The sequence below is a fragment of the Streptomyces sp. CA2R106 genome (assembly GCF_037034245.1).
GTDB lineage: Bacteria > Actinomycetota > Actinomycetes > Streptomycetales > Streptomycetaceae > Actinacidiphila.
In genome coordinates this window covers 305,139-324,119 of record NZ_JBAGKC010000008.1, presented here as the reverse complement: position 1 = coordinate 324,119, position 18,981 = coordinate 305,139, and the positions used below count along the sequence as shown (strand labels likewise).

Annotated in this window: 22 protein-coding genes; 12 read left to right on the top strand and 10 right to left on the bottom strand. The window is 74.6% G+C overall.

Annotated features, from left to right (window positions below; genetic code table 11):
• Positions 1-51: 51 nt before the first annotated feature.
• Genes WA788_RS15360 through WA788_RS15345 form a run of 4 tightly spaced genes read right to left on the bottom strand, consistent with a single transcriptional unit; the run spans position 52 to position 3,985 of the window.
• Positions 52-993 carry a hypothetical protein gene (locus WA788_RS15360; protein ID WP_335977533.1) on the bottom strand — a complete coding sequence of 314 codons (942 nt, stop codon included), beginning with the start codon at positions 991-993 and terminating at the stop codon, positions 52-54.
• A gap of 13 nt (positions 994-1,006) precedes the next feature.
• A complete protein-coding gene (locus tag WA788_RS15355; protein ID WP_335977531.1) occupies positions 1,007-2,224 on the bottom strand; it encodes a sensor histidine kinase in 1,218 nt (405 codons plus the stop codon).
• A 4-nt stretch (positions 2,225-2,228) separates the two neighbouring features.
• Positions 2,229-2,969, bottom strand: a complete 741-nt coding sequence (locus tag WA788_RS15350; protein ID WP_335977530.1) for an ABC transporter permease — start codon at positions 2,967-2,969, stop codon at positions 2,229-2,231.
• Complete coding sequence (locus WA788_RS15345) at positions 2,966-3,985, bottom strand: ABC transporter ATP-binding protein (protein ID WP_443034038.1); 1,020 nt, start codon at positions 3,983-3,985, stop codon at positions 2,966-2,968. The genes WA788_RS15350 and WA788_RS15345 overlap by 4 nt, the downstream gene beginning before the upstream one ends.
• Positions 3,986-4,181: 196 nt before the next feature.
• On the opposite strand from WA788_RS15345, the gene WA788_RS15340 reads away from it, so the two are divergent.
• Together WA788_RS15340 and WA788_RS15335 are read left to right on the top strand one after the other, a co-directional pair.
• The gene (locus WA788_RS15340) at positions 4,182-4,511 is read left to right on the top strand and encodes a nuclear transport factor 2 family protein (protein WP_335977527.1); all 330 of its coding nucleotides are present in this window, start codon (positions 4,182-4,184) and stop codon (positions 4,509-4,511) included.
• 39 nt (positions 4,512-4,550) lie between these two features.
• A complete protein-coding gene (locus WA788_RS15335; protein WP_335977525.1) occupies positions 4,551-5,165 on the top strand; it encodes a response regulator transcription factor in 615 nt (204 codons plus the stop codon).
• A gap of 45 nt (positions 5,166-5,210) precedes the next feature.
• On the opposite strand, the gene WA788_RS15330 is transcribed toward WA788_RS15335, so the two are convergent.
• Positions 5,211-6,083: a transglutaminase-like domain-containing protein gene (locus tag WA788_RS15330; RefSeq protein WP_335977523.1), complete on the bottom strand. Its 873-nt coding sequence runs from the start codon at positions 6,081-6,083 to the stop codon at positions 5,211-5,213.
• Complete coding sequence (locus WA788_RS15325; protein ID WP_443034037.1) at positions 6,080-7,066, bottom strand: GNAT family N-acetyltransferase; 987 nt, start codon at positions 7,064-7,066, stop codon at positions 6,080-6,082. The genes WA788_RS15330 and WA788_RS15325 overlap by 4 nt, the downstream gene beginning before the upstream one ends.
• Positions 7,067-7,174: 108 nt before the next feature.
• Here WA788_RS15325 and fdxA point away from each other — a divergent pair, with 108 nt between their 5' ends.
• Both fdxA and dapC read left to right on the top strand, forming a co-directional pair.
• Positions 7,175-7,495 (top strand): ferredoxin, encoded by a 321-nt coding sequence (gene fdxA / locus WA788_RS15320; protein WP_040248668.1) that lies wholly within the window; start codon positions 7,175-7,177, stop codon positions 7,493-7,495.
• 108 nt (positions 7,496-7,603) lie between these two features.
• Positions 7,604-8,710 (top strand): succinyldiaminopimelate transaminase, encoded by a 1,107-nt coding sequence (gene dapC / locus WA788_RS15315; protein WP_335977516.1) that lies wholly within the window; start codon positions 7,604-7,606, stop codon positions 8,708-8,710.
• 206 nt (positions 8,711-8,916) lie between these two features.
• Here the strand turns inward: dapC and WA788_RS15310 are convergent, their stop codons facing one another.
• Positions 8,917-9,822 carry a hypothetical protein gene (locus WA788_RS15310; protein ID WP_335977514.1) on the bottom strand — a complete coding sequence of 302 codons (906 nt, stop codon included), beginning with the start codon at positions 9,820-9,822 and terminating at the stop codon, positions 8,917-8,919.
• 82 nt (positions 9,823-9,904) lie between these two features.
• Between WA788_RS15310 and dapE the strand changes: the two genes are divergently transcribed.
• From dapE to WA788_RS15295, 3 genes are all read left to right on the top strand, one after another.
• Positions 9,905-10,972: a succinyl-diaminopimelate desuccinylase gene (gene dapE, locus WA788_RS15305; protein WP_335977511.1), complete on the top strand. Its 1,068-nt coding sequence runs from the start codon at positions 9,905-9,907 to the stop codon at positions 10,970-10,972.
• A 106-nt stretch (positions 10,973-11,078) separates the two neighbouring features.
• The gene (locus WA788_RS15300; RefSeq protein WP_335977508.1) at positions 11,079-12,161 is read left to right on the top strand and encodes an alpha/beta hydrolase; all 1,083 of its coding nucleotides are present in this window, start codon (positions 11,079-11,081) and stop codon (positions 12,159-12,161) included.
• A 16-nt stretch (positions 12,162-12,177) separates the two neighbouring features.
• The gene (locus WA788_RS15295) at positions 12,178-13,008 is read left to right on the top strand and encodes a TIGR00730 family Rossman fold protein (RefSeq protein ID WP_335977505.1); all 831 of its coding nucleotides are present in this window, start codon (positions 12,178-12,180) and stop codon (positions 13,006-13,008) included.
• Between the two features lie 37 nt (positions 13,009-13,045).
• On the opposite strand, the gene folP is transcribed toward WA788_RS15295, so the two are convergent.
• Positions 13,046-13,858 (bottom strand): dihydropteroate synthase, encoded by an 813-nt coding sequence (gene folP, locus WA788_RS15290; protein ID WP_335977614.1) that lies wholly within the window; start codon positions 13,856-13,858, stop codon positions 13,046-13,048.
• Between the two features lie 101 nt (positions 13,859-13,959).
• On the opposite strand from folP, the gene WA788_RS15285 reads away from it, so the two are divergent.
• Both WA788_RS15285 and WA788_RS15280 read left to right on the top strand, forming a co-directional pair.
• Positions 13,960-14,538, top strand: a complete 579-nt coding sequence (locus WA788_RS15285; protein WP_443034036.1) for a DivIVA domain-containing protein — start codon at positions 13,960-13,962, stop codon at positions 14,536-14,538.
• Complete coding sequence (locus WA788_RS15280; RefSeq protein ID WP_335977503.1) at positions 14,531-15,118, top strand: DNA-3-methyladenine glycosylase I; 588 nt, start codon at positions 14,531-14,533, stop codon at positions 15,116-15,118. The genes WA788_RS15285 and WA788_RS15280 overlap by 8 nt, the downstream gene beginning before the upstream one ends.
• Before the next feature lie 53 nt (positions 15,119-15,171).
• On the opposite strand, the gene WA788_RS15275 is transcribed toward WA788_RS15280, so the two are convergent.
• Entirely contained in the window at positions 15,172-15,954 is a 783-nt protein-coding gene (locus WA788_RS15275) for an enoyl-CoA hydratase/isomerase family protein (protein WP_335977500.1), read from the bottom strand.
• A gap of 246 nt (positions 15,955-16,200) precedes the next feature.
• On the opposite strand from WA788_RS15275, the gene WA788_RS15270 reads away from it, so the two are divergent.
• Positions 16,201-16,368: a DUF3117 domain-containing protein gene (locus WA788_RS15270; protein ID WP_073493047.1), complete on the top strand. Its 168-nt coding sequence runs from the start codon at positions 16,201-16,203 to the stop codon at positions 16,366-16,368.
• Positions 16,369-16,508: 140 nt separating this feature from the next.
• Here WA788_RS15270 and WA788_RS15265 read toward each other — a convergent pair whose 3' ends face one another.
• On the bottom strand, positions 16,509-17,225 hold the full coding sequence (locus tag WA788_RS15265) for an O-methyltransferase (RefSeq protein WP_435173088.1): 717 nt from the start codon (positions 17,223-17,225) through the stop codon (positions 16,509-16,511).
• Between the two features lie 115 nt (positions 17,226-17,340).
• Between WA788_RS15265 and sigE the strand changes: the two genes are divergently transcribed.
• Positions 17,341-18,108, top strand: coding sequence for an RNA polymerase sigma factor SigE (gene sigE, locus WA788_RS15260; RefSeq protein WP_335977491.1), 768 nt, complete (start codon positions 17,341-17,343; stop codon positions 18,106-18,108).
• Entirely contained in the window at positions 18,105-18,968 is an 864-nt protein-coding gene (locus tag WA788_RS15255) for a zf-HC2 domain-containing protein (protein ID WP_335977488.1), read from the top strand. Before sigE ends, WA788_RS15255 begins: the two co-directional genes overlap by 4 nt.
• Positions 18,969-18,981 lie beyond the last annotated feature (13 nt).

Below are 18,981 nucleotides of genomic sequence, written 5' to 3'. Positions count from 1 at the left end.
GCGGCGCGCCCGCCGGCCGCCGGCCCCACGGACCGCCGGCCGCCCGGACCATCAGCCGCGCTGCCACCAGTGGCGCCTGCGGCGCGGGGCCAGCGCGTGGATCTCGGCGCGCAGCTCCGCGAACGTCACCACCGTCGCGGGCGCCTGCGGCCCCTCCTCGCCCGGCAGCGCGACCCCCAGGCACAGCAGCTTCAGCTGCTCGTCGGGCAGCGGCAGCGCGGCGAAGACCGGGGCGCCGTCGAAACCGGTGGGCAGCGGGCCCGACCAGGTCAGCGGGGCGTCGGGAGCGGTGCGGCGCACCTCGCCCGGCAGCAGCTCCTGCGGCCGGTCCGGGTGCGCGGACGCGCCGCTGCCGTCGGCCGGGTGCCCCAGCACATAGGCGGTCAGCGGCCCCTCGCCGATCGCCTCGACGTCCTCGGCGCGTGCGGCGAGCCCGTCGGTGACCTCCTGCGTGTCCCAGCGCCAGCCCTTGCGTTCGGCGTGCAGATGCAGGTCCACGGTGGGCATCACCGCGACGCCGAGCCGGCCCAGCACCGTCCAGCGCTTGGCGAAACCGCCCATCACCAGCTCGTCCAGCGGCTGTTCGGGGTCGGTGAGGTCGCCGCGCAGGGTCCACTGCCCGATCTCGTAGCGGGTGCGGCGCGCGGCCGTGACCAGGTACTGCCGGATGACCTCGTGGTCGCCGCCGGTCTCGATCAGGTCGTTGTACCAGAAGGCGGTGGCGAAGCTCCGGTCCGCGCGGGCGGCCTGGAAGGGCAGCGTGGCGCGCGCGGCGATCTGCCGGACGGAGTCCGGGACGAGGCCGCCGGCCTCCCCGCCGGACACCCCGACGGCAGCGGAGCGGGCGAAGCCGGGCTCGTCCGGCCGCTCCCCGGCGGCGGCGCCGTCTTCGGGGTCGGGGTCGTGGTCGTCGGGGACCGCCCGGCTCGGCGCGGGCGGCGCGGATGTCTCGGGCGACTCGGGCGACTCGGGTGTCTCGGGGCTCTCGGGCACAGCCCGGACCCTACTACCCGCCGCCCGGCGGCCGGTTCGCGCCCACCGGCGCCGGGTCGAGCGGCACCTCGGCGGTCAGCGTGAAGCCGCCGTCCCCCGCGCGGGACGTGCGCAGGCTGCCGCCCGCCAGCAGCAGGCGCTCGCCCAGCCCGGTCAGCCCGTTGCCCGCCGGGCGCGCGGGGTCCGGCCCGCGCCCGTCGTCGGAGACGGTCAGCCGCGCCAGGCCGTCGCCGGTCTCCAGCACCACCACGCAGGTCGCCGCGCCCGAGTGCCGTACGACGTTGGTGGCCGCCTCGCGCAGCGCCCAGGCCAGCGCGCCCTCCGCGACCGGGGCCAGGCCCGGCACCCGGTCGGGGACGTGCAGCCGCGCCGAGACGCCCGCCGCGACCAGCGCGCTGCGGGCGCTGACGACCTCGGTGGCCAGCGTCGGACGCCGGTAGCCGCTGACGGCCTCGCGCACGTCCACCAGCGCCTGGCGGCTGACCGACTCGATGTCGGCGACCTGCGCGGCCGCGTCCTGCGGCCGGTCCGGCAGCATCCGCCCGGCCAGCTCGCTCTTGAGGGTGATCAGGGACAGCGAGTGCCCGAGCAGGTCGTGCAGGTCGCGGGCGAGCCGCAGCCGCTCCTCGGTCGCCGCGAGCTGCGCCACGGTGTCCCGGGCCGCCCGCAACTCCCGCATGGTGCGCACCAGCTGCCGTACCCCGACCATCGAGAAGCCGCCGAGCAGCGCGGGCAGCAGCAGTTCCGGGTAGAGCGACGCCTGCCGGTCGACGACCACTCCGGTGCCCACCAGCAGCACGGCCGCCAGCGGCACCGCCCACCGCGACCGCCGGTCGGGCAGGGCGGCGCCGCACGCCACGCAGACGTACACGTACAGCACCAGCCAGTCCGTGCCGAGCGCGAGCGACAGGGCCAGCGCCAGCGCCGCGAGACCGGCGAGGGTGGCGTACACCCAGGGCTGGGGCGGCGCGGGCTCGTTGGTGCGGAAGAACGCCAGCACCAGGTACGCCACCACGAAGGCGAGCAGGCCGAGCGCGGCGAGCGCGGTGACGGCCGGCGGGTGGCCGCCGCCGGCCAGGTCGCCGACCGGCGAGCCGAGGTAGGCGAGCCAGATGCCGATCCACATCAGCTTGGTCAGCGCCTGCCGGCGGGTCTCCGGCCGCCGCCCCATCGGGCTGGTGTCGGCATCCTCCACCGCCTGCCGCCACTGCGGCCGAGACGCGCCGGTCATACGGTCATGCCCTCCGGGTGTCCTTGCGGTAGAGCCAGGCCGCCGCCCCCGCGAAGAGCAGCAGGTAGACCACGAGGACGGCGATGTCCCGCGGGTGCGGGGAGCCGCCCACCTCGATCGCCTGGCTCACGGCCACGTACGGTCGCGCCGGGAGGTAGCCGGCGAGGTTCTGCAACCACTGCGGGAAACTGTAGATCGGCACCCACAGACCGCCCAGGACCGCCAGGCCGAAGTAGAACAGCATGGAGACCGGCCGGGCCACGTCCGCGGTGGCCAGATAGCCGATCGCCACCCCGAGCGCGGCGAAGACCAGGCTGCCCGCCCAGGTGCTGAAGGCGATCGCCACCCACTGCCAGGCGTCCAGCCGGACGTCCTTGACCAGGCCGCCGATCAGCAGCACCACCAGGATCGACGGCAGGCTGACGGTGGCCGCCGAGGCGACCTTCGCCGTGACGTAGCCGCGGCCGGGCAGCGCGGTCAGCCGCAGCTGCCGCACCCAGCCCTTCTCCCGCTCGCGGGCGATCCGCTCGGCGTTGCCCATCAGCACCGCCGTCATCGCGCCGAACGCGGCCATCGAGACCATCAGGTAGGCCACCGCCGACAGCCCCTGGCCGCCGACGGTGTCGCCCTTCTTGTAGCTCAGGGCGACCGCCAGGAACAGGAACGCCGGGTAGAGCACCGAGAAGAACATGAACTTGCGGTTCCGCAGGGTGCGGGTGATCTCCAGCCGGATCAGGGTCGTCATCGCCGCCCCGCCTCCTCGGTGCTCGTGGTGCCGGTCCCGGCGGTGGGCGCCGCCGACTTCGCCGCCGTGCTCCCCGCGGCGTCGGTGAGGGCGAGGAACGCCTGCTCCAGGCCGAGCCCGGCGACCTCCAGGTTGCGCGGGTACAGGCCCAGCCCGTACACCGCGTGCATGGTGGCGTCCGCGTCGTCGGAGCGGATGCGCACCGTCGGGCCGGTCACGTCCAGGCCCACCACGTGCGGCAGGGCCCGCAGCGCCTGCTCGTCCACGGCGCCGGCCAGGTCGAAGGTGATCCGGCGGGCCCCCGCGCGCGCCTTGATCTCGGCCGCGGTGCCGTCCGCGATCAGCCGGCCCTGGTGCAGGACCAGCACCCGGTCCGCGATCGCGTCCGCCTCCTCCAGGTAGTGCGTGGCGAACAGCACCGTACGGCCCTGGTCGACCTGGGCGCGCATCGTCGCCCAGAACGCCTGCCGGGCGGTCACGTCCATGCCCGTGGTCGGCTCGTCGAGCACGATCAGGTCGTTCGCGCCGGCCGTGGCCATCGCGAACCTGACCCGCTGCTCCTGCCCGCCGGAGAGCTTGTTGACCTTGCGGTCGCCGATCCCGGTGAGGTCGGCGGCGGCCAGCACCTGGTCCACCGGGTACGCCCTGGGGTGCAGGTCGCAGGCGAGCGTGACCAGCTCGCGGACCGTGACCTCCTCCATCAGCCCGCCGCTTTGCAGCATCGCGCCGACCTGCCCCCTGGCGATCGCCTGGGCCGGGCCGGTGCCGAAGACCCGCACCTCGCCGCGGTCGGGGTTCTTCAGGCCCAGGAGCAGGTCGAGCGCCGTGGACTTGCCCGCGCCGTTCGGCCCGAGCAGCGCCACCGTCTGCCCGGGGTGCAGTTCCAGGCTCAGGTCGGACACCGCCCGTACCGCCCCGAAGCTCTTGCCCACGTCCCGGAAAGCCGCCACGGGCTGTCCCGGGCCGGGGCCCGCGCCCCGCGCCTGCCTGTTCGTACTCACCGATGCTGCCGTCATGGCCCCACTGTCGCGCGCGGCGGCCGGTCGGCGGCAGTGTGCCGGGTCGTGACTTCCGCATGACAGATGTCATACGGCCCTTGCTGCGTACGATCCCGCTGCCGTACGGCCCCGCGCCGCCGGGGCCTGACCGGCCCGGCCCCCCTGATGGCCGACGCGGGGCGTGACCCGCCACGCGGGCCGTCGTTGAGCGGGCATGACCAGCGCCGAGCCCCTGCCGATCCCGGTCGCCGCAGCCCTGGAAGCGGCGGACGCGGGGAACACCGAGGACTTCCTTGCCGCCTTCGCCCCGGACGGGGCGGTGGACGACTGGGGCCGGGTCTTCCGCGGCCACGACGCCATCCGGGAGTGGAGCGACGCCGAGTTCATCGGCAAGCAGGTCTCCCTGCGCGTCACCGGCACCCACCAGGACGAGACCACCACCACCGTCTCCACCCGGGTCGGCGGCAACGGCTTCAACGGCCCGTCCGACTTCACCTTCACCGTCACCGGCGACCACATCGACCTGATGCGCATCAGCGGGTGACACCGGTGCCCCGCCGGGCGGAGCCGCTAAGGTGCCGGGGTGACGGGGAACATCCGAGTGCTGCTGGCCGACGACCAGTCGATGGTCAGGGAGGCCCTGGCCACGCTCCTCGGGCTGGAGGCGGACATCGAGGTCGTCGCGCAGGTCGCGCGCGGCGACGAGGTGGTGGCCGCGGTGCTGGAGCACCGGCCCGACGTGGCGCTGCTCGACATCGAGATGCCCGGGGCGACCGGGATCGAGGCCGCCGCGCAGGTCCGCGCGGCCGCGCCCGAGGTGAAGGTCGTCATCGTGACGACCTTCGGCCGGCCCGGCTACCTGCGGCGCGCGATGGAGTCGGGCGCGCGGGCGTTCCTCGTCAAGGACGCGCCCGCGGCGCAACTGGCCGACGCGGTACGGCGGGTACTCGCAGGCGAGCGGGTCATCGACCCCTCGCTGGCCGCGGCGGCCCTCGCGGAGGGGGCGGACCCGCTGACCGCCCGCGAACGCGAGGTCCTCAACGCGGCGGCCGACGGCGCGCTCAACGCCGAGATCGCCCGCCGCCTGCGCCTGTCGGAGGGGACGGTCCGCAACTACCTGTCCACCGCCATCCAGAAGACCGGTGCCCGCAACCGCGCCGAAGCCGCCCGCATCGCGGGCGAGAAGGGCTGGCTCTGACGCCCCCCCGGGCCCGGAGCCGGCTCGACGCACCACCGGGCAGAGTCAGTTGAGCCGGGCCCGCGCGGCACGTGCCTGGGTACGGATGGCGGCCGCCGTCTCGGCGTCGAACGCGCCGATGACCTCGGCGTACTCCTCCATCTCGGCGGCCCCGCCGAGGAAGTCGCCCATCTGGACGAGCACCTGGGCCCGCTCGTAGCGCAGGCGGGCCGGGTGCCGGGGGAGGAGCAGCGTGAGGTCCAGGGTCCACAGCTGCACCGGCAGCCGCTCGGGCCGCGGCGCCGCCCACGCCCGGATGTTGTTCAGCACGCGCCGCACGATGTCCAGGGTGTCCGCGGGCACCGGAGCCGCGGCAGGCCCGCCCGCGCCCCCGCCGGCAGCCCCGCCGACCGCACCGGACACGAGCCGTTCGGCGTCGGGCCCGGACAGCACGCGCCCGCCGTCGAACGGGTCGACCAGCACATAAGGCGCCGGGTCCGCCCCGAACCGGGCGCCGTGCGGCTCCAGATCGCCCAGCGCCACCACGAAGTGCCCGGGCAGCCCCACCCCGTGGACCGGCGCCCCCGCGCGCCGCGCCACCTCCATCCACACCACCGACAGCAGGATCGGCAGCCCGCGCCGCCGCCGCAGGACCTCCTGGAGCAGCGACGACGACAGCCGCCCGTAGTCCGCGGGCGTGCCGTGGAAGCCGTGCCCGGCGCCCAGCACCCGGCCGAGCGCCTGCGCCCACTCCAGCGGCGTGGCCGCGCCGTACGGCAGCAGCCCGGCGAGCCGGTCGAGTTCGATCTGCGCGAGGTCGGCCACCGGGCCGTCCAGCGCCGGGTCCGCCTCCGCCCCGATCAGCAGGCACAGCTCCGCCAGGTCGGGCCGCTCCTCGCGGGCGGCGGCGGCGAACCGTTCGCGTACCGAAGCCGTCATGCCGGGGGGCGCCGGTAGTGGTAGCCGTGGTGGTCGGTGAAGCCGAGCCGGTCGTAGAGCGCGCGGGCGGCCTCGTTGTCCGCCTCGACCTGGAGGTAGGCGGCCCGCGCGCCCTCGTCGTACGCCCGGCGGGCCAGCGCGCCCATCACAGCGGTGGCCAGCCCCCTGCGGCGGCGCCCGGGCGCGACCTCGACCGCGCCGAACAGCACCCAGGGCCCTTCGACGACGGCCCGGCCGATCGCGCCGGGCGCGGTGGCGAACCACACCGACGGCCCGCCCGAGACCACCTTCAGCGCGGCCTCGGCGAGCGCGCCGGTGCGGTGGTAGGCGGCCAGCCACGCGGCGTCCGGCGCACGCGACAACTCCACCGGGGCGTCCGGCGGTTCGGGCAGGGACGTCAGCGGCACCAGCGGCGCGGTGCGCACCAGGCTGTCCGCCTCGCGCACCCACCCCGCGCGCGCGAGCCGGTCGGCGTACGGCGAGGCGTCCGGCACCTGGAGCACCGCGGGGAGCCCGCGCTCGGCGTACCAGCCGGTCACGGCCGCCAGCGCCCGCGGCAGCGGCACGCCCGGGTCGCCCGTCACCAGCACGGAGTTCGCCCGCCGGGTGAACCCGCCCGCCGCCCGCAGCGTCCACCCGCCCAGCGGCGCGGTCTCCAGGGCCGGCCAGGCCCGCGACGCCACCGCCTCGATCTCCTCGTCGGTCACCGCCGGCACGCCGGTCCCGCCGCCGCGCCGCGCGGGAGCGGGCGGCACCACCTTCCCCGCCACGAGTGCCTCCTCCTCGATCCGCACCGTTTCCCCGGTCCGCCGAGTGACGCAGACCACTCCCGTATCCCAGGATGCGAGAACACCGACCGTATCGGTGAACGTAGGATGCCCGTCGGTGACCTGGACCACCTGCCGGACCGAGACGCGTTTTCCCACGTCAGCGGGGGTGATCCGGATTTCGAGCCGAACCCCGGACGAGAAATCCCCTGGCATGCGTGCCCCTCCTGTTCGGAACGTGCCCAGGAACGGAGATACTAGGTGCGGGCATCGACGACGCCGCGCTCCCGCGCGAGATGAGCCCTACCGAGGAGGAACGACAGCGTGACCTACGTCATCGCGCAGCCTTGTGTCGACGTCAAGGACAAGGCGTGCATCGAAGAGTGCCCGGTCGACTGCATCTACGAGGGCAGCCGGTCCTTGTACATCCATCCGGACGAGTGTGTCGACTGCGGCGCGTGTGAGCCGGTTTGCCCGGTCGAGGCGATCTTCTACGAGGACGACACCCCGGAGGAGTGGAAGGACTACTACAAGGCCAACGTGGAGTTCTTCGACGAGCTGGGCTCGCCGGGCGGCGCCTCGAAGCTCGGCCTGATCGAGCGCGACCACCCCTTCGTCGCGGAACTGCCGCCGCAGAACCAGTGACCCGGTGACCACCACCCGGGGCTGACCACCGCCGGGCCCCGTAGCCGCGCACACCGCCGCGGCTACGGGGCCCGGCGTGCTGCACCACCGTACGAACCGTCTGCGAGAGTGAGCACGTTGAGCATCTCCGCCCGCCTTCCGGTCTTCCCCTGGGACCGTCTGGAGCCGTACAAGGCCACGGCGGCCGCGCACCCCGACGGCGTGGTCGACCTGTCCGTGGGCACCCCGGTGGACCCCGTCCCCGAGGTGGTCCGGCAGGCCCTGACCGCCGCCGCGGACAGCCCCGGCTACCCGCTCACCTACGGCACCGCCGCGCTGCGCGAGGCCGCGGCGCGCTACCTGCGGGAGTGGCACGGCGTCAGCGGGGCGGACCCGGCGCACATCCTGCCGCTCATCGGCTCCAAGGAACTCGTCGGCTGGCTGCCCACCCTGCTCGACCTGCGCGAGAGCGACCAGGTCGGCTACCCGTCGCTGGCCTACCCGACCTACGAGATCGGCGCGCTCATCGCCCGCGCCGGGGCGGCCCGCTACGACGACCCCGCCGCCGACCTCGACCCGGCCCGCACCCGGCTGCTCTGGCTGAACAGCCCCTCCAACCCGACCGGGCGCGTGCTGCCGGCCGCCGAACTGCGCCGGATCGTGGCGTGGGCCCGCGAGCACGGCGTCCTCGTCGTCTCCGACGAGTGCTACATCGAACTCGGCTGGGAGGGCGCCGAGCCGGTCTCCGTGCTCCACCCCGACGTCTGCGGGGACAGCCACGACGGGCTGCTCGCCGTGCACTCGCTGTCGAAGCGGTCCAACTTCGCCGGGTACCGCGGGGCCTTCCTCACCGGTGACCCCGCGGTCGTCGCCGAACTCCTCGGGGTGCGCAAGCACGCCGGGATGATCGTGCCGCAGCCGGTGCAGGCCGCGATGGCCGCGGCGCTGGGCGACCGCGAGCACGCGGTCGCCCAGAAGAAGCTGTACGCGCAGCGCCGGGCGGCGCTGCGCGGGGCCCTCGAAGGCGCCGGGTTCCGGATCGAGCACAGCGAGGCCAGCCTCTACCTGTGGGCCACCCGCGACGAGGACTGCTGGCAGACCGTCGCCGATCTCGCCAAGCACGGTGTCCTCGTCGCCCCCGGCGAGTTCTACGGCCCGGCCGGCCAGAACTTCGTCCGCGTCGCCTTCACCGCGACGGACGAGCGGGTCGCCGCGGCGGTTTCCAGGCTGGGCTGACCCTCCGGGGTGGGTGGTTCTGCCGGTTCCGGGACCACCCGCCGGTGGAGGGCTGGTCGCGCAGTTCCCCGCGCCCCTGAGCAACTGCGGCCCGCACCGGGCTTGCCCCGGGGGACCCGAGCGAATCCAGGGGCGCGGGGAACTGCGCGACCAGCCACCGCGGACCGCAAGGTCCCGCAACTCCGCGGACGGGGCAGCTGGGAGGGTCAGCGAGCCACGGTGATGCGGACCACAGGGTCCGCATCCTTGGCGTCGGCCGTTTTCGTCTGCTGCCAGCCCTTGTCGGACTTGGCGGCCTGCCAGCGGGAGTCGCCGAGGGTGACCTGCTCGACCTTGAGGTCGTGGGCGTGGGCGACCGCCCACTGGGCGAGCTGCCAGCTGCGGGCCCGGCTGGTGCCGGAGGTGACGGCGACGGTGCGCGGCGCGCTGTCGTCGCTCGACTTCGCCCGGCTGCCGAACTCCCGCTTCAGCCGCGCGGCGACCGCCGCGGTGTCGCCCAGCCGGCCGCCGGCGCTATAGGCGGTGTCCGCCCCGGTGGTGCAGCTCAGCGACCCGCCCTCCTGCCCGGTCAGCGCGGCGGACAGGGAGGTAGCCTCGGACTCGTGCTGGGCGTACGCCTCGGGGTAGCCGCTGCGCTGGACCCGCTGGGCGGCGACGGTCACGGGGAGCTTGGTGTATCCCTGGATCTTGACCAGGCTGTCGAAGAACGCGCCCGCGGCGTACACCGGGTCCTGGATCTCCTTGGCGGTGCCCCAGCCCTGGGAGGGGCGCTGCTGGAACAGGCCCAGGGAGTCGCGGTCACCGCTGTCGAGGTTGCGCAGCTGGGACTCCTGCATCGCCGTGGCAAGCGCTATCGTCACCGCGCGCTCGGGCAGGTCGCGGGACATCGCGACCGCGGCGATCGTCGCCGCGTTGGCCGCCTGGTCGGTGTCCAGCTCCAGGTCGTTGCCGTCGGTCTTGACGGTGCAGCCGGCGGCGGCCGGGGCGTTGTTGTTCTCCAGGCGGTACGCGATGTAGCCGCCGAGGGCGAGCAGCACAACGAGGCCGGCGGTGACGCGCAGGCCGCAGCCGCGCCTCTTCTTCTCGTTCGCTGGGGACGGCGACTCGGGCACGAGCGAACCATACCCAAACCGAGCCCCCGTTCCGCCCCCCTCGCCACCGTCCGTCGCGTGCGGCACCACCTAGGGTGGCGGAATGGGAACTGGGCTTGATCTTGAGCAGGACGTCGCCGGGTTGACGGCGCAACTGGTCGACGTGGAGTCGGTGAGCCGGCAGGAGGGCGAGCTGGCCGACCTGGTGGAGGCGGCGCTCGGCGCCCTGCCGCACCTGCGGGTGGACCGGGACGGCAACGCGGTGGTGGCCAGGACCGCGCTGGGCCGGGCCGAACGGGTGGTGCTGGCCGGCCACTTGGACACCGTGCCGGTCGCGGACAACCTGCCGTCGCGGCTGGACGCGGACGGCCTGCTGTGGGGCTGCGGCACCTCGGACATGAAGGCGGGCGTGGCGGTGCAGCTGAAGCTGGCCGCGGGACTGCCGACCCCCAACCGCGACCTGACGTTCGTGTTCTACGACGCGGAGGAGATCGCCGCGGAGTTCAACGGCCTGAAGCGGCTGGCCGAGCACCACCCGGACTGGCTGGCGGGCGACTTCGCGGTGCTGATGGAGCCGACCGATGGCCGGGTGGACGGCGGCTGCCAGGGCACCTTGCGGGTACGGGTGCAGACCACCGGGCGCCGCGCGCACTCCGCCCGCAGCTGGCTGGGCGAGAACGCCATCCACAAGGCCGCCCCGATCCTGTCCCGGCTGGCGGCCTACGAGCCGCGCCGGGTGGAGATCGACGGCCTGGTCTACCCCGAGGGCCTGAACGCGGTGCTGATCGAGGGCGGCCACGCCGGGAACGTCATCCCGGACACCTGCGCGGTCACCGTCAACTACCGCTTCTCCCCGGACCAGAGCGAGGCCGAGGCCCTGGCGCGGGTGCGGGAGGTCTTCGACGGCTTCGACGTGGTGCTCACCGACAGCGCCCCGGGCGCGCTGCCCGGCCTGTCGCAGCCGGCCGCGGCCGCGTTCGTCGCGGCGATCGGCACCCCGCCCGCGGCGAAGGAGGCGTGGACGGACGTGGCGCGGTTCTCCGCGCTGGGCGTGCCCGCGGTGAACTACGGCCCGGGCGACCCGACCCTGGCGCACACCCGCGAGGAGAACGTCCGCGTCGCCGCCGTCCAGGAAGCCGAGCGCAAGCTCCGGGAGTGGCTCACCGCATAGTCCCCGCCCCGGAGCAACCGAACCGGGGTGGGTACGCATCCTCCCATCCGCCATGGTGCGATCGGATACGCCCGATCCGGGCGGAGTCGAGGGGGAGGGCCCGGTCATGGGGCTGACCAGCACGTGGTTCGCCGTGCTGCTGCTGGTGGCGGCGGTCGGTGCGATGGCGGCGGCACTGCTGCTGTGGTCGCGGGTGCGCGGCCCCCGCGCGGTGCGCGCCGCGACCCGGGTGGGCATGATCCTGCTCTGCCAGGCCACCGCGATCTGCGTGATGATGGTCCTGGTCAACAACCAGTACGGCTTCTACGCCTCCTGGGCCGACCTGCTCGGCGACGCCAACAGCGGCGGCGGGGCCACCACCGCCTCCGCCGCCCACCCGGCCGCGGCGCCCGCCGTGCCCGACTACCACGCCGCGTTCCGCTCGTACTCCGCCGGATTCCGGCGCGCGACCGTGCGCGGCTGGCACGCCGGCACCAAGGGCGAGGTGATCGTCTGGCTGCCGCCGCAGTACACCGCGAAGGGGTACGCCCACACCCGCTTCCCGGTGATCGAGGTGCTGCACGGCATACCCGGCACCCCGCACAGCTTCCTGCGCGGGATGCGGATCGGCCGGATCACGGCCGGCGAGATCGCGGCGGGCCGGGCCGACCCCGCGATCCTGGTGCTGCCGACCATCACCCCGGACCGGGTCGACACCGGCTGCGCCGACGTACCGGGCCGCAGCAAGGTCGCCACCTGGCTCACCGACGACGTGCCGCGCACCGTGGCCGCCAACTTCCGTACCCTGCCCGGGCCGGCCGGGTGGGCGGTGATGGGCATATCCACCGGCGGCTACTGCGCGGCGCGGCTCGGCCTGGACTACCCGGGCCGGTTCGCCGCCGCGGCCGCGCTCGCCCCCGACGACCCCGGCCACGGGGTGCGCTCCCCGCTGTGGCTGGCCCGGCACGGCCGCCCGGCCGCCCACCTGCTGGTGGAGTCCAGCCTCCAGGACCGGGAGAGCCCGCCGCGGTTCGCCGACGAGATCGCCGCCGCCGTCCGGCCGCCCGGCACCGTCAGCACGCTCCGGCTGCCGGCCGGCGGCCACAACTGGAAGACCTGGGGCCGGATGTTCCCCGACGCGCTGACCTGGCTCAGCGGGCGGCTGGAAGCCCCGAGGGCGGTCCCGCTGGCGCCGTCGACGGCACCGTGATGCGTACGCTGCGGGTATGACAACAGACGCAACCGACCCCGACGACGCGAAGGGGAACGCGGGTGACAAGCAGGAGGCCGCGGCCGCGGCGAACGCCGCCGCCGAGGGCCGCCCGGAGGGCCGGGGCTGGCCGGAGCGGCACACCGGTCCGGTGATCCGCCGACGTGGACAGGTGCTCTCCGGCACCACCGACCAGCGGCTGCTGGACAGCCGCGGCGCCACCGACTGGGTGCACAGCGACCCGTGGCGGGTGCTGCGCATCCAGTCCGAGTTCGTGGAGGGCTTCGGCGCGCTCGCCGAACTCGGCTCCGCGGTCAGTGTGTTCGGCTCCGCCCGCACCCCGGTCGACTCCCGCGAGTACGACGCCGGGGTCCGGATCGGCCGCGCGCTCGCGGAAGCCGGGTTCGCGGTGATCACCGGCGGCGGCCCCGGCGCCATGGAAGCGGCCAACAAGGGCGCCCTGGAGGCCGGCGGGGTCTCCGTCGGCCTCGGCATCGAGCTGCCCTTCGAGCAGGGGCTCAACCCCTACGTCGACATCGGCGTCAACTTCCGCTACTTCTTCGTCCGCAAGACGATGTTCGTCAAGTACGCCCGCGGCTTCGTGGTGCTGCCCGGCGGCTTCGGCACCCTGGACGAGCTCTTCGAGGCGCTCACCCTCGTGCAGACCAAGAAGGTCACCCGCTTCCCGATCGTGCTGTTCGGCAGCGACTACTGGGGCGGCCTGGTCTCCTGGGTCCGCCAGACCCTCGTCGCCGAGGGCAAGGCGTCCCCGGCCGATCTGGAGCTCTTCCACGTCACCGACGACGTCGACGACGCGGTGGAGCGGGTCACCAAGGAGAGCGCGTAAGCACGCCGCCCTGACCCTCCGGGCCGGTCCGGGAGGGTCAGGCGAGCCCCCTGCGGGCCACCGCGGGGGCCCGGTCGCCGGCGATCGCCGCGACCATCTCCAGGACCTGCCGGGTCTCGGGCACCTCGTGCACCCGGTACACCTGCGCCCCCAGCCACGCGGACACCGCGGTGGTCGCCAGCGTGCCGATCAGCCGCTCCTTGACCGGCCGGTCCAGCGTCTCCCCGACGAAGTCCTTGTTGGACAGGGAGACCAGCACCGGCCACCCGGTGGCCGTCATCTCCGGCAGCCGCCGGGTCGCCTCCAGGGAGTGCCGGGTGTTCTTGCCGAAGTCGTGCCCGGGGTCGATCAGGATGCCGTCGCGCCGCACCCCGAGCCGCTCGGCGCGCTCGGCGAGCCCGACGGTGACGTCGAGGATGTCGGCCATCACGTCGTCGTAGGCGACCCGGTGCGGCCGGGTTCGCGGCTGCGCGCCGCCCGCGTGGGTGCACACCAGCCCCACCCCGTGGCGCGCGGCCACCACCGCCAGTTCCGGGTCGACCCCGCCCCACGCGTCGTTGAGCAGGTCGGCGCCGGCCGCGCAGACCGCCTCGGCGACCTCGTGCCGCCAGGTGTCCACGCTGATCACGACGTCCGGGTGGCGCCGCCGCACCTCCGCGACGAAGTCCACCGTGCGCCGGATCTCCTCCTGCGCCGAGACCTCCTCGCCCGGGCCCGCCTTGACCCCGCCGATGTCCACGATCGCGGCGCCCTCGTCGACCACCCGCGCGACCCGTTCGAGCGCCGGCTCGTCGGTGAAGGTCGCCCCCTGGTCGTAGAACGAGTCGGGCGTGCGGTTGACGATCGCCATGATCACCGGCTCCCGCGCGCCGAATTCCCGGCTGCCCAGCCGAAGTCCCACGGTCACTCCTCATCTCAGACTCATGCGATCGTGGCACGATCGTGCCTGACATGGACGACCCGCCGATCCGGACGGCAGGTCGCTGGGCGTACCCCGGGAGTATCGACGTGTTCTGGTTCATGCTCATCGCGCTCGTCGCGGTGGTCGCGGCGGTGGCGCTGGCCGTGCTCGGCGACGGCGGCGCGCTGAAGGACGCCGAGCCCGAGCGGCTCCAGGACCGGCTGCCCCCGGACCGCCCGCTGGCCCGCGCCGACGTGGACGCGGTCCGGCTGCCGGTGGGCCTGCGCGGCTACCGCATGGTCGACGTGGACGAGGTGCTGGAGCGGCTCGGCGCCGAACTCGCCGAGCGCGACGCCCGGATCGCCGAGCTGGAGGCCCACCTCGCGGGCGGCCGGGCAGGCGGGCACCCCTACGGCGCCCCCGCCGGCCCGGCCGCCCCCGGGCAGGCCCCGCGAACGGCCCCGGAGGGCCCGTACGGCGCCGGGAACGGCTACGGGCAGGAATACCAGGGGCCCGGCCACACCTACGGCCAGGAGCCCACCGCGGGCCCCGACAGCGGCCCCCAGGGCGGCCCCGGCAACGGCTACGGGCAGCAGGGCTACGGGCAGCAGGGCGGCGCCGGTGAGTGACGGCGCCGCCATCCCCGGCCCCGACGGCCTGCTCCGCTGCCCGTGGGGCCTGTCCACGCCCGACTACCTGGACTACCACGACAAGGAGTGGGGCAAGCCGGTGCACGGCGACGACGCCCTCTTCGAGCGGATCTGCCTGGAGGCATTCCAGTCCGGGCTGTCGTGGATCACCATCCTGCGCCGCCGCGAGACGTTCCGGACCGCCTTCCGGCACTTCGCCGTCGACGAGGTCGCCGCCTTCACCGACGACGACCGCGCCCGGCTGCTCGCCGACCCCGGGATCATCCGCAACCGCGCCAAGATCGACGCGGCGATCGCCAACGCCGCCGCCGCCCGCACCGTGCGCGACAGCTACGACGGCGGCCTCGACGCGCTCGTCTGGTCCTTCGCCCCCGACCCGGCCAAGCGCCCGGCCCCGCGCAGCCTCGCCGAGGTCGCCGCGATCACCCCGGAGTCCACCGCCCTGGCCAAGGACCTCAAGAAGCGCGGCTTCCGCTTCGTCGGCCCCACCACCGCCCACGCCCTGATGCAGGCGTGCGGCCTGGTCAACGACCACCTGGCGGCCTGCACCGCCCGCTGACCGGGGCGGCCCGGCCGCCGGGCCCGCCCCGGGCCCGCCCCGTCAGCGCCGCCTCAGTTGCCGCGGAAATCCGGCTTCCGCTTGCCGACGAAGGCCGCGACGCCCTCCCGGTGGTCCGCCGACGCCCCCGCCCGCGCCTGGAGCACGTCCTCGCGCGCCAGGGTCTCGACCAGGCTGTGCGACGCCCCGTACGCCAGCGCCTCCTTCATCGCCGCGTACGCGACCGTCGGTCCCTGCGCGAGCCGCCGGGCCAGGGCGACCGCCGTGTCCGCCAGCTCCGCGGCCGGCACCACCTGGTGCACCAGCCCCAGCGAGAGCGCCTCGGCCGCGGGCACCGACCGCGGGAACAGCAGCAGTTCGGCGGCCCGCGCCTGCCCGACCAGCCGCGGCAGCGTCCACGCCATGCCCGAGTCGGTCGACAGCGCCACGCCCGCGAACGCGGTGGTGAAGGACGCGGTGTCCGCGGCGACCCGGTAGTCCGCGGCGAACGCGAACCCGGCCCCGGCCCCGGCCGCCGCGCCGTTCACCGCGGCGACCACCGGCTTGGGCATGGTGGCCAGCGCGGTGACGATCGGGTTGTAGTGCTCGGCGACCGTCGACAGCCCGCCGCCCTGCTCCAGGATGCCGACGTGCTCCTTGAGGTCCTGCCCGACGCAGAACGCCCGGCCGCGGGCGGCCAGCAGCACCGCGCGCACCGCCTCGTCCGCGCCCGCCGCCCGCAGCGTGTCGCGCAGCGCGTCCTTGGTGCCCGTGTCGAGCGCGTTCATCGCCTCCGGCCGGTTCAGGGTGACCGTCGCCAAGCCGTCCTCGACCTCGTACAGCACGCTCTCGCCCATGCCTGAACCCCTTCGTCGCGGCAAGTGTCCTGGTTAGGATGCCGGACCCGGTGACGGTCCGACATGTGACGTACGTCAAACCGCGGCGGGTCCGGGAGCCGCCCCGCCCGCCGGAATAGCCGGTTTTGGGGGATCGGAATGTACAACGGAGTGCTACGGCTATTGGTCATCGGGTCGACTGATGCGGGATAATGGCCGAGAACCAATGTGTTCGAGTCCGAGCTGGTTTCAGGAAGGGGAACGAGCATGGCGGCCATGAAGCCGCGGACGGGTGACGGCCCGCTCGAGGTGACCAAGGAGGGGCGGAGCATCATCATGCGCGTTCCGCTGGAGGGTGGCGGGCGGCTTGTTGTCGAGCTGACCCCGGACGAGGCGGACGCCCTGGGCGACGCGCTGAAGAAGGCCATCGTCTGAGACCAGCGGTCCGAAACCACCACGGCCACGTACGGAAGTCACGTACGTGGCCGTGCGCCTTTTCCAGCGGCGGATGTGACCGGCGGGGGTGACCGGCGCGGGTGTGACCGGTGGGGGCAGGCCGTCAGCCGGCAGGTGCCTCAGGCGCGGCGTACCGCGCACAGCAGCCCGTCGTCGGTGGGCAGCAGCACCGGTGCCAGCCGCGGGCTGTCGCGCACCGTCCGCATCAGTTCGCGCAAGTGCACGGACTCGGCGTCCTGGTGGGCCGCGTCCAGTGCCCGGCCCTGCCCGAAGGCGCCCTCGAAGCACAGCACGCCGCCCGGGCGCAGCAGCCGCAGCGACTCGTCGAGGTAGTCCAGGCACTCCAGCCGGTCGGCGTCGCAGAACACCAGGTCGTAGCCGCCGTCGGTGAGGCGGGGCAGGACGTCGAGGGCGCGGCCGCAGATGAAGCGGGCCCGGTTCGCCGCGAGCCCCGCCTCGCGGTACGCCTCGCGGGCGAGCTGCTGCCGGTCGGGCTCGGAGTCCACTGTGGTCAGCACCCCGTCGGGCCGCATGCCGCGCAGCAGGTGGATGCCGGAGACGCCGGCGCCGGTGCCGATCTCCACCACGGCCTTCGCGTCGCAGGCGCCGGCCAGCAGCCGCAGCGCCGCGCCGGTGCCGGGGGAGACCGCGCGCAGCCCGGCGGCGTGCGAGCGGGCGCGGGCGTGGACCAGGGCTTCGTCCTCGGCCACGTACGCGTCCGCGAACGCCCAGCTCGCCTGCCGGTTGCCGATAATGGCCGCTCCCCTGGTCCGTCGTTCTCCTTGCAATTGCGCCGACCGGGCGACTGTATCCGCTGCCGCCGGGAACCTGCTGATGGGACCGCGCGTTAGATGGGGCACGGGTGGCAACAGCCCCCGGCGGGGACGCCGCACCGGCCCCTCCCCGCTATGGCAGCAGCGCACTTATCCGGAGCTAACGGGCGAGGTGGATATGGTAGGGGCTCTACTGGAGACCACCAGAGCCGACAGGGGAGGTGCGGCTGTGACCGGTGACCGGGGAATGCTCGACCGCTTCCGCAAGTCCACCGGACAGCCCAAATCCGTGACCAACACCGCTGATGACAGTTCACCCACGACCGACTCCGCGACCGTGACCGCGACGTTCGCCACCGACGGAGACGGCCCGACGTGGACGCCTCCTTCCTGGGAGGAGATCGTCAGCACGCACAGTGCCCGGGTGTACCGGCTGGCCTACCGCCTGACCGGGAACCAGCACGACGCGGAGGACCTCACCCAGGAGGTCTTCGTGCGGGTCTTCCGCTCCCTGTCCACCTACACGCCCGGCACCTTCGAGGGCTGGCTGCACCGCATCACCACGAACCTCTTCCTGGACATGGTGCGGCGCCGCCAGCGCATCCGGTTCGACGCCCTCGGCGACGACGCGGCGGAGCGGCTGCCCAGCCGCGAGCCGTCCCCCGCGCAGCACTTCAGCGACACCCACTTCGACGCGGACGTCCAGCAGGCGCTGGACACCCTCGCGCCGGAGTTCCGGGCCGCGGTGGTGCTCTGCGACATCGAGGGGCTGTCGTACGAGGAGATCGCCGCGACCCTCGGGGTGAAGCTGGGCACCGTGCGGAGCCGTATCCACCGCGGCCGCTCGCACCTGCGCAAGGCTCTGGAGCACCGGGCGCCCGGAGCGCGCCCGGCGCCCGCCCTCGCTGCCACCGCACCCAAACCCCTGGAGGGCGGCAGAGCGTGAGCAGCAGCGGTTCAGGCGAGCAGCACCGTCCCCAACGTCCTGCATCCGCCGAGCAGCACCTCGGTGACCGGCTCGCCGCCTTCGTCGACGGCGAGCTGTCGGACGACAGCCGGGACCGGGTGATGGCCCATCTCGCGACATGCGCACAGTGCAAGACCGCCGCTGCCGAGCAGCGGCGGCTGAAGAGCGTCATCGCCGGCTCGGAGCTGCCGGCCATCTCGGCCGGCCTGCTGGCGCGCCTCCAGGGCCTGCCGGCCATGGACGGCGGGGATGGGCCGGGCGGTCCGTCCCGCCCGGACGGCCTGTCGGCCGACGAGGCGGGCGGCTTCGGCCGGCACCGCGGCCCGTTCGACGGCGGCTTCCTCGGGTCGCGGCCCTCCGTGCCGGACTCCGTGCTCTCCGACCCCGACGCCGACCGCTCCGGTTCGGGCCTGACCCGGTCCGGTTCCCGGCTGGGCGGCGCGCGGCGGGAGGACTTCGCGTTCCTCGGCCCGGCCGCCGACCTGCTGCCCGCCGCGGACAGCCGCGGGCGGGGCTTCCGGGTCCATGACAGCGCCTCGCGCGGGCGGCGGTTCGCGTTCGCCGCGGCCGGCGCCTTCTCGATGGCCGCGATCGCGATCGGCAGCGCGCTGCCGATGGAGGCGTCGATGGACGGCGCCGCCCGGCCGGACGACGGCCCCGCGGTCAGCCCGCTCAGCGCCGGCCAGGTCTCCGACACCCGCGGGACCATTCCGCGCGGTGTGCTCAGCGCGGACCGCGAGGAGCGGCGGACCACGCGGACGGTGGTCGCCTCCGCCACGTCGGTGCCGCTGATAGCGCCGGTGCAGCAGACGTCGAGCCGCACGTTCCCGCTGCGCTAGGCGGGGATCGGGG

Coding starts and splice junctions, on each gene's coding strand:
- WA788_RS15355 (WP_335977531.1), bottom strand. CDS start 2,224: ATGACCGGCGCGTCTCGGCCGCAGTGGCGGCAGGCGGTGGAGGATGCC.
- WA788_RS15350 (WP_335977530.1), bottom strand. CDS start 2,969: ATGACGACCCTGATCCGGCTGGAGATCACCCGCACCCTGCGGAACCGC.
- WA788_RS15345 (WP_443034038.1), bottom strand. CDS start 3,985: ATGACGGCAGCATCGGTGAGTACGAACAGGCAGGCGCGGGGCGCGGGC.
- WA788_RS15340 (WP_335977527.1), top strand. CDS start 4,182: ATGACCAGCGCCGAGCCCCTGCCGATCCCGGTCGCCGCAGCCCTGGAA.
- WA788_RS15330 (WP_335977523.1), bottom strand. CDS start 6,083: ATGACGGCTTCGGTACGCGAACGGTTCGCCGCCGCCGCCCGCGAGGAG.
- WA788_RS15325 (WP_443034037.1), bottom strand. CDS start 7,066: ATGCCAGGGGATTTCTCGTCCGGGGTTCGGCTCGAAATCCGGATCACC.
- dapE (WP_335977511.1), top strand. CDS start 9,905: ATGGGAACTGGGCTTGATCTTGAGCAGGACGTCGCCGGGTTGACGGCG.
- WA788_RS15300 (WP_335977508.1), top strand. CDS start 11,079: ATGGGGCTGACCAGCACGTGGTTCGCCGTGCTGCTGCTGGTGGCGGCG.
- WA788_RS15295 (WP_335977505.1), top strand. CDS start 12,178: ATGACAACAGACGCAACCGACCCCGACGACGCGAAGGGGAACGCGGGT.
- folP (WP_335977614.1), bottom strand. CDS start 13,858: ATGGCGATCGTCAACCGCACGCCCGACTCGTTCTACGACCAGGGGGCG.
- WA788_RS15285 (WP_443034036.1), top strand. CDS start 13,960: ATGGACGACCCGCCGATCCGGACGGCAGGTCGCTGGGCGTACCCCGGG.
- WA788_RS15275 (WP_335977500.1), bottom strand. CDS start 15,954: ATGGGCGAGAGCGTGCTGTACGAGGTCGAGGACGGCTTGGCGACGGTC.
- WA788_RS15270 (WP_073493047.1), top strand. CDS start 16,201: ATGGCGGCCATGAAGCCGCGGACGGGTGACGGCCCGCTCGAGGTGACC.
- sigE (WP_335977491.1), top strand. CDS start 17,341: ATGGTAGGGGCTCTACTGGAGACCACCAGAGCCGACAGGGGAGGTGCG.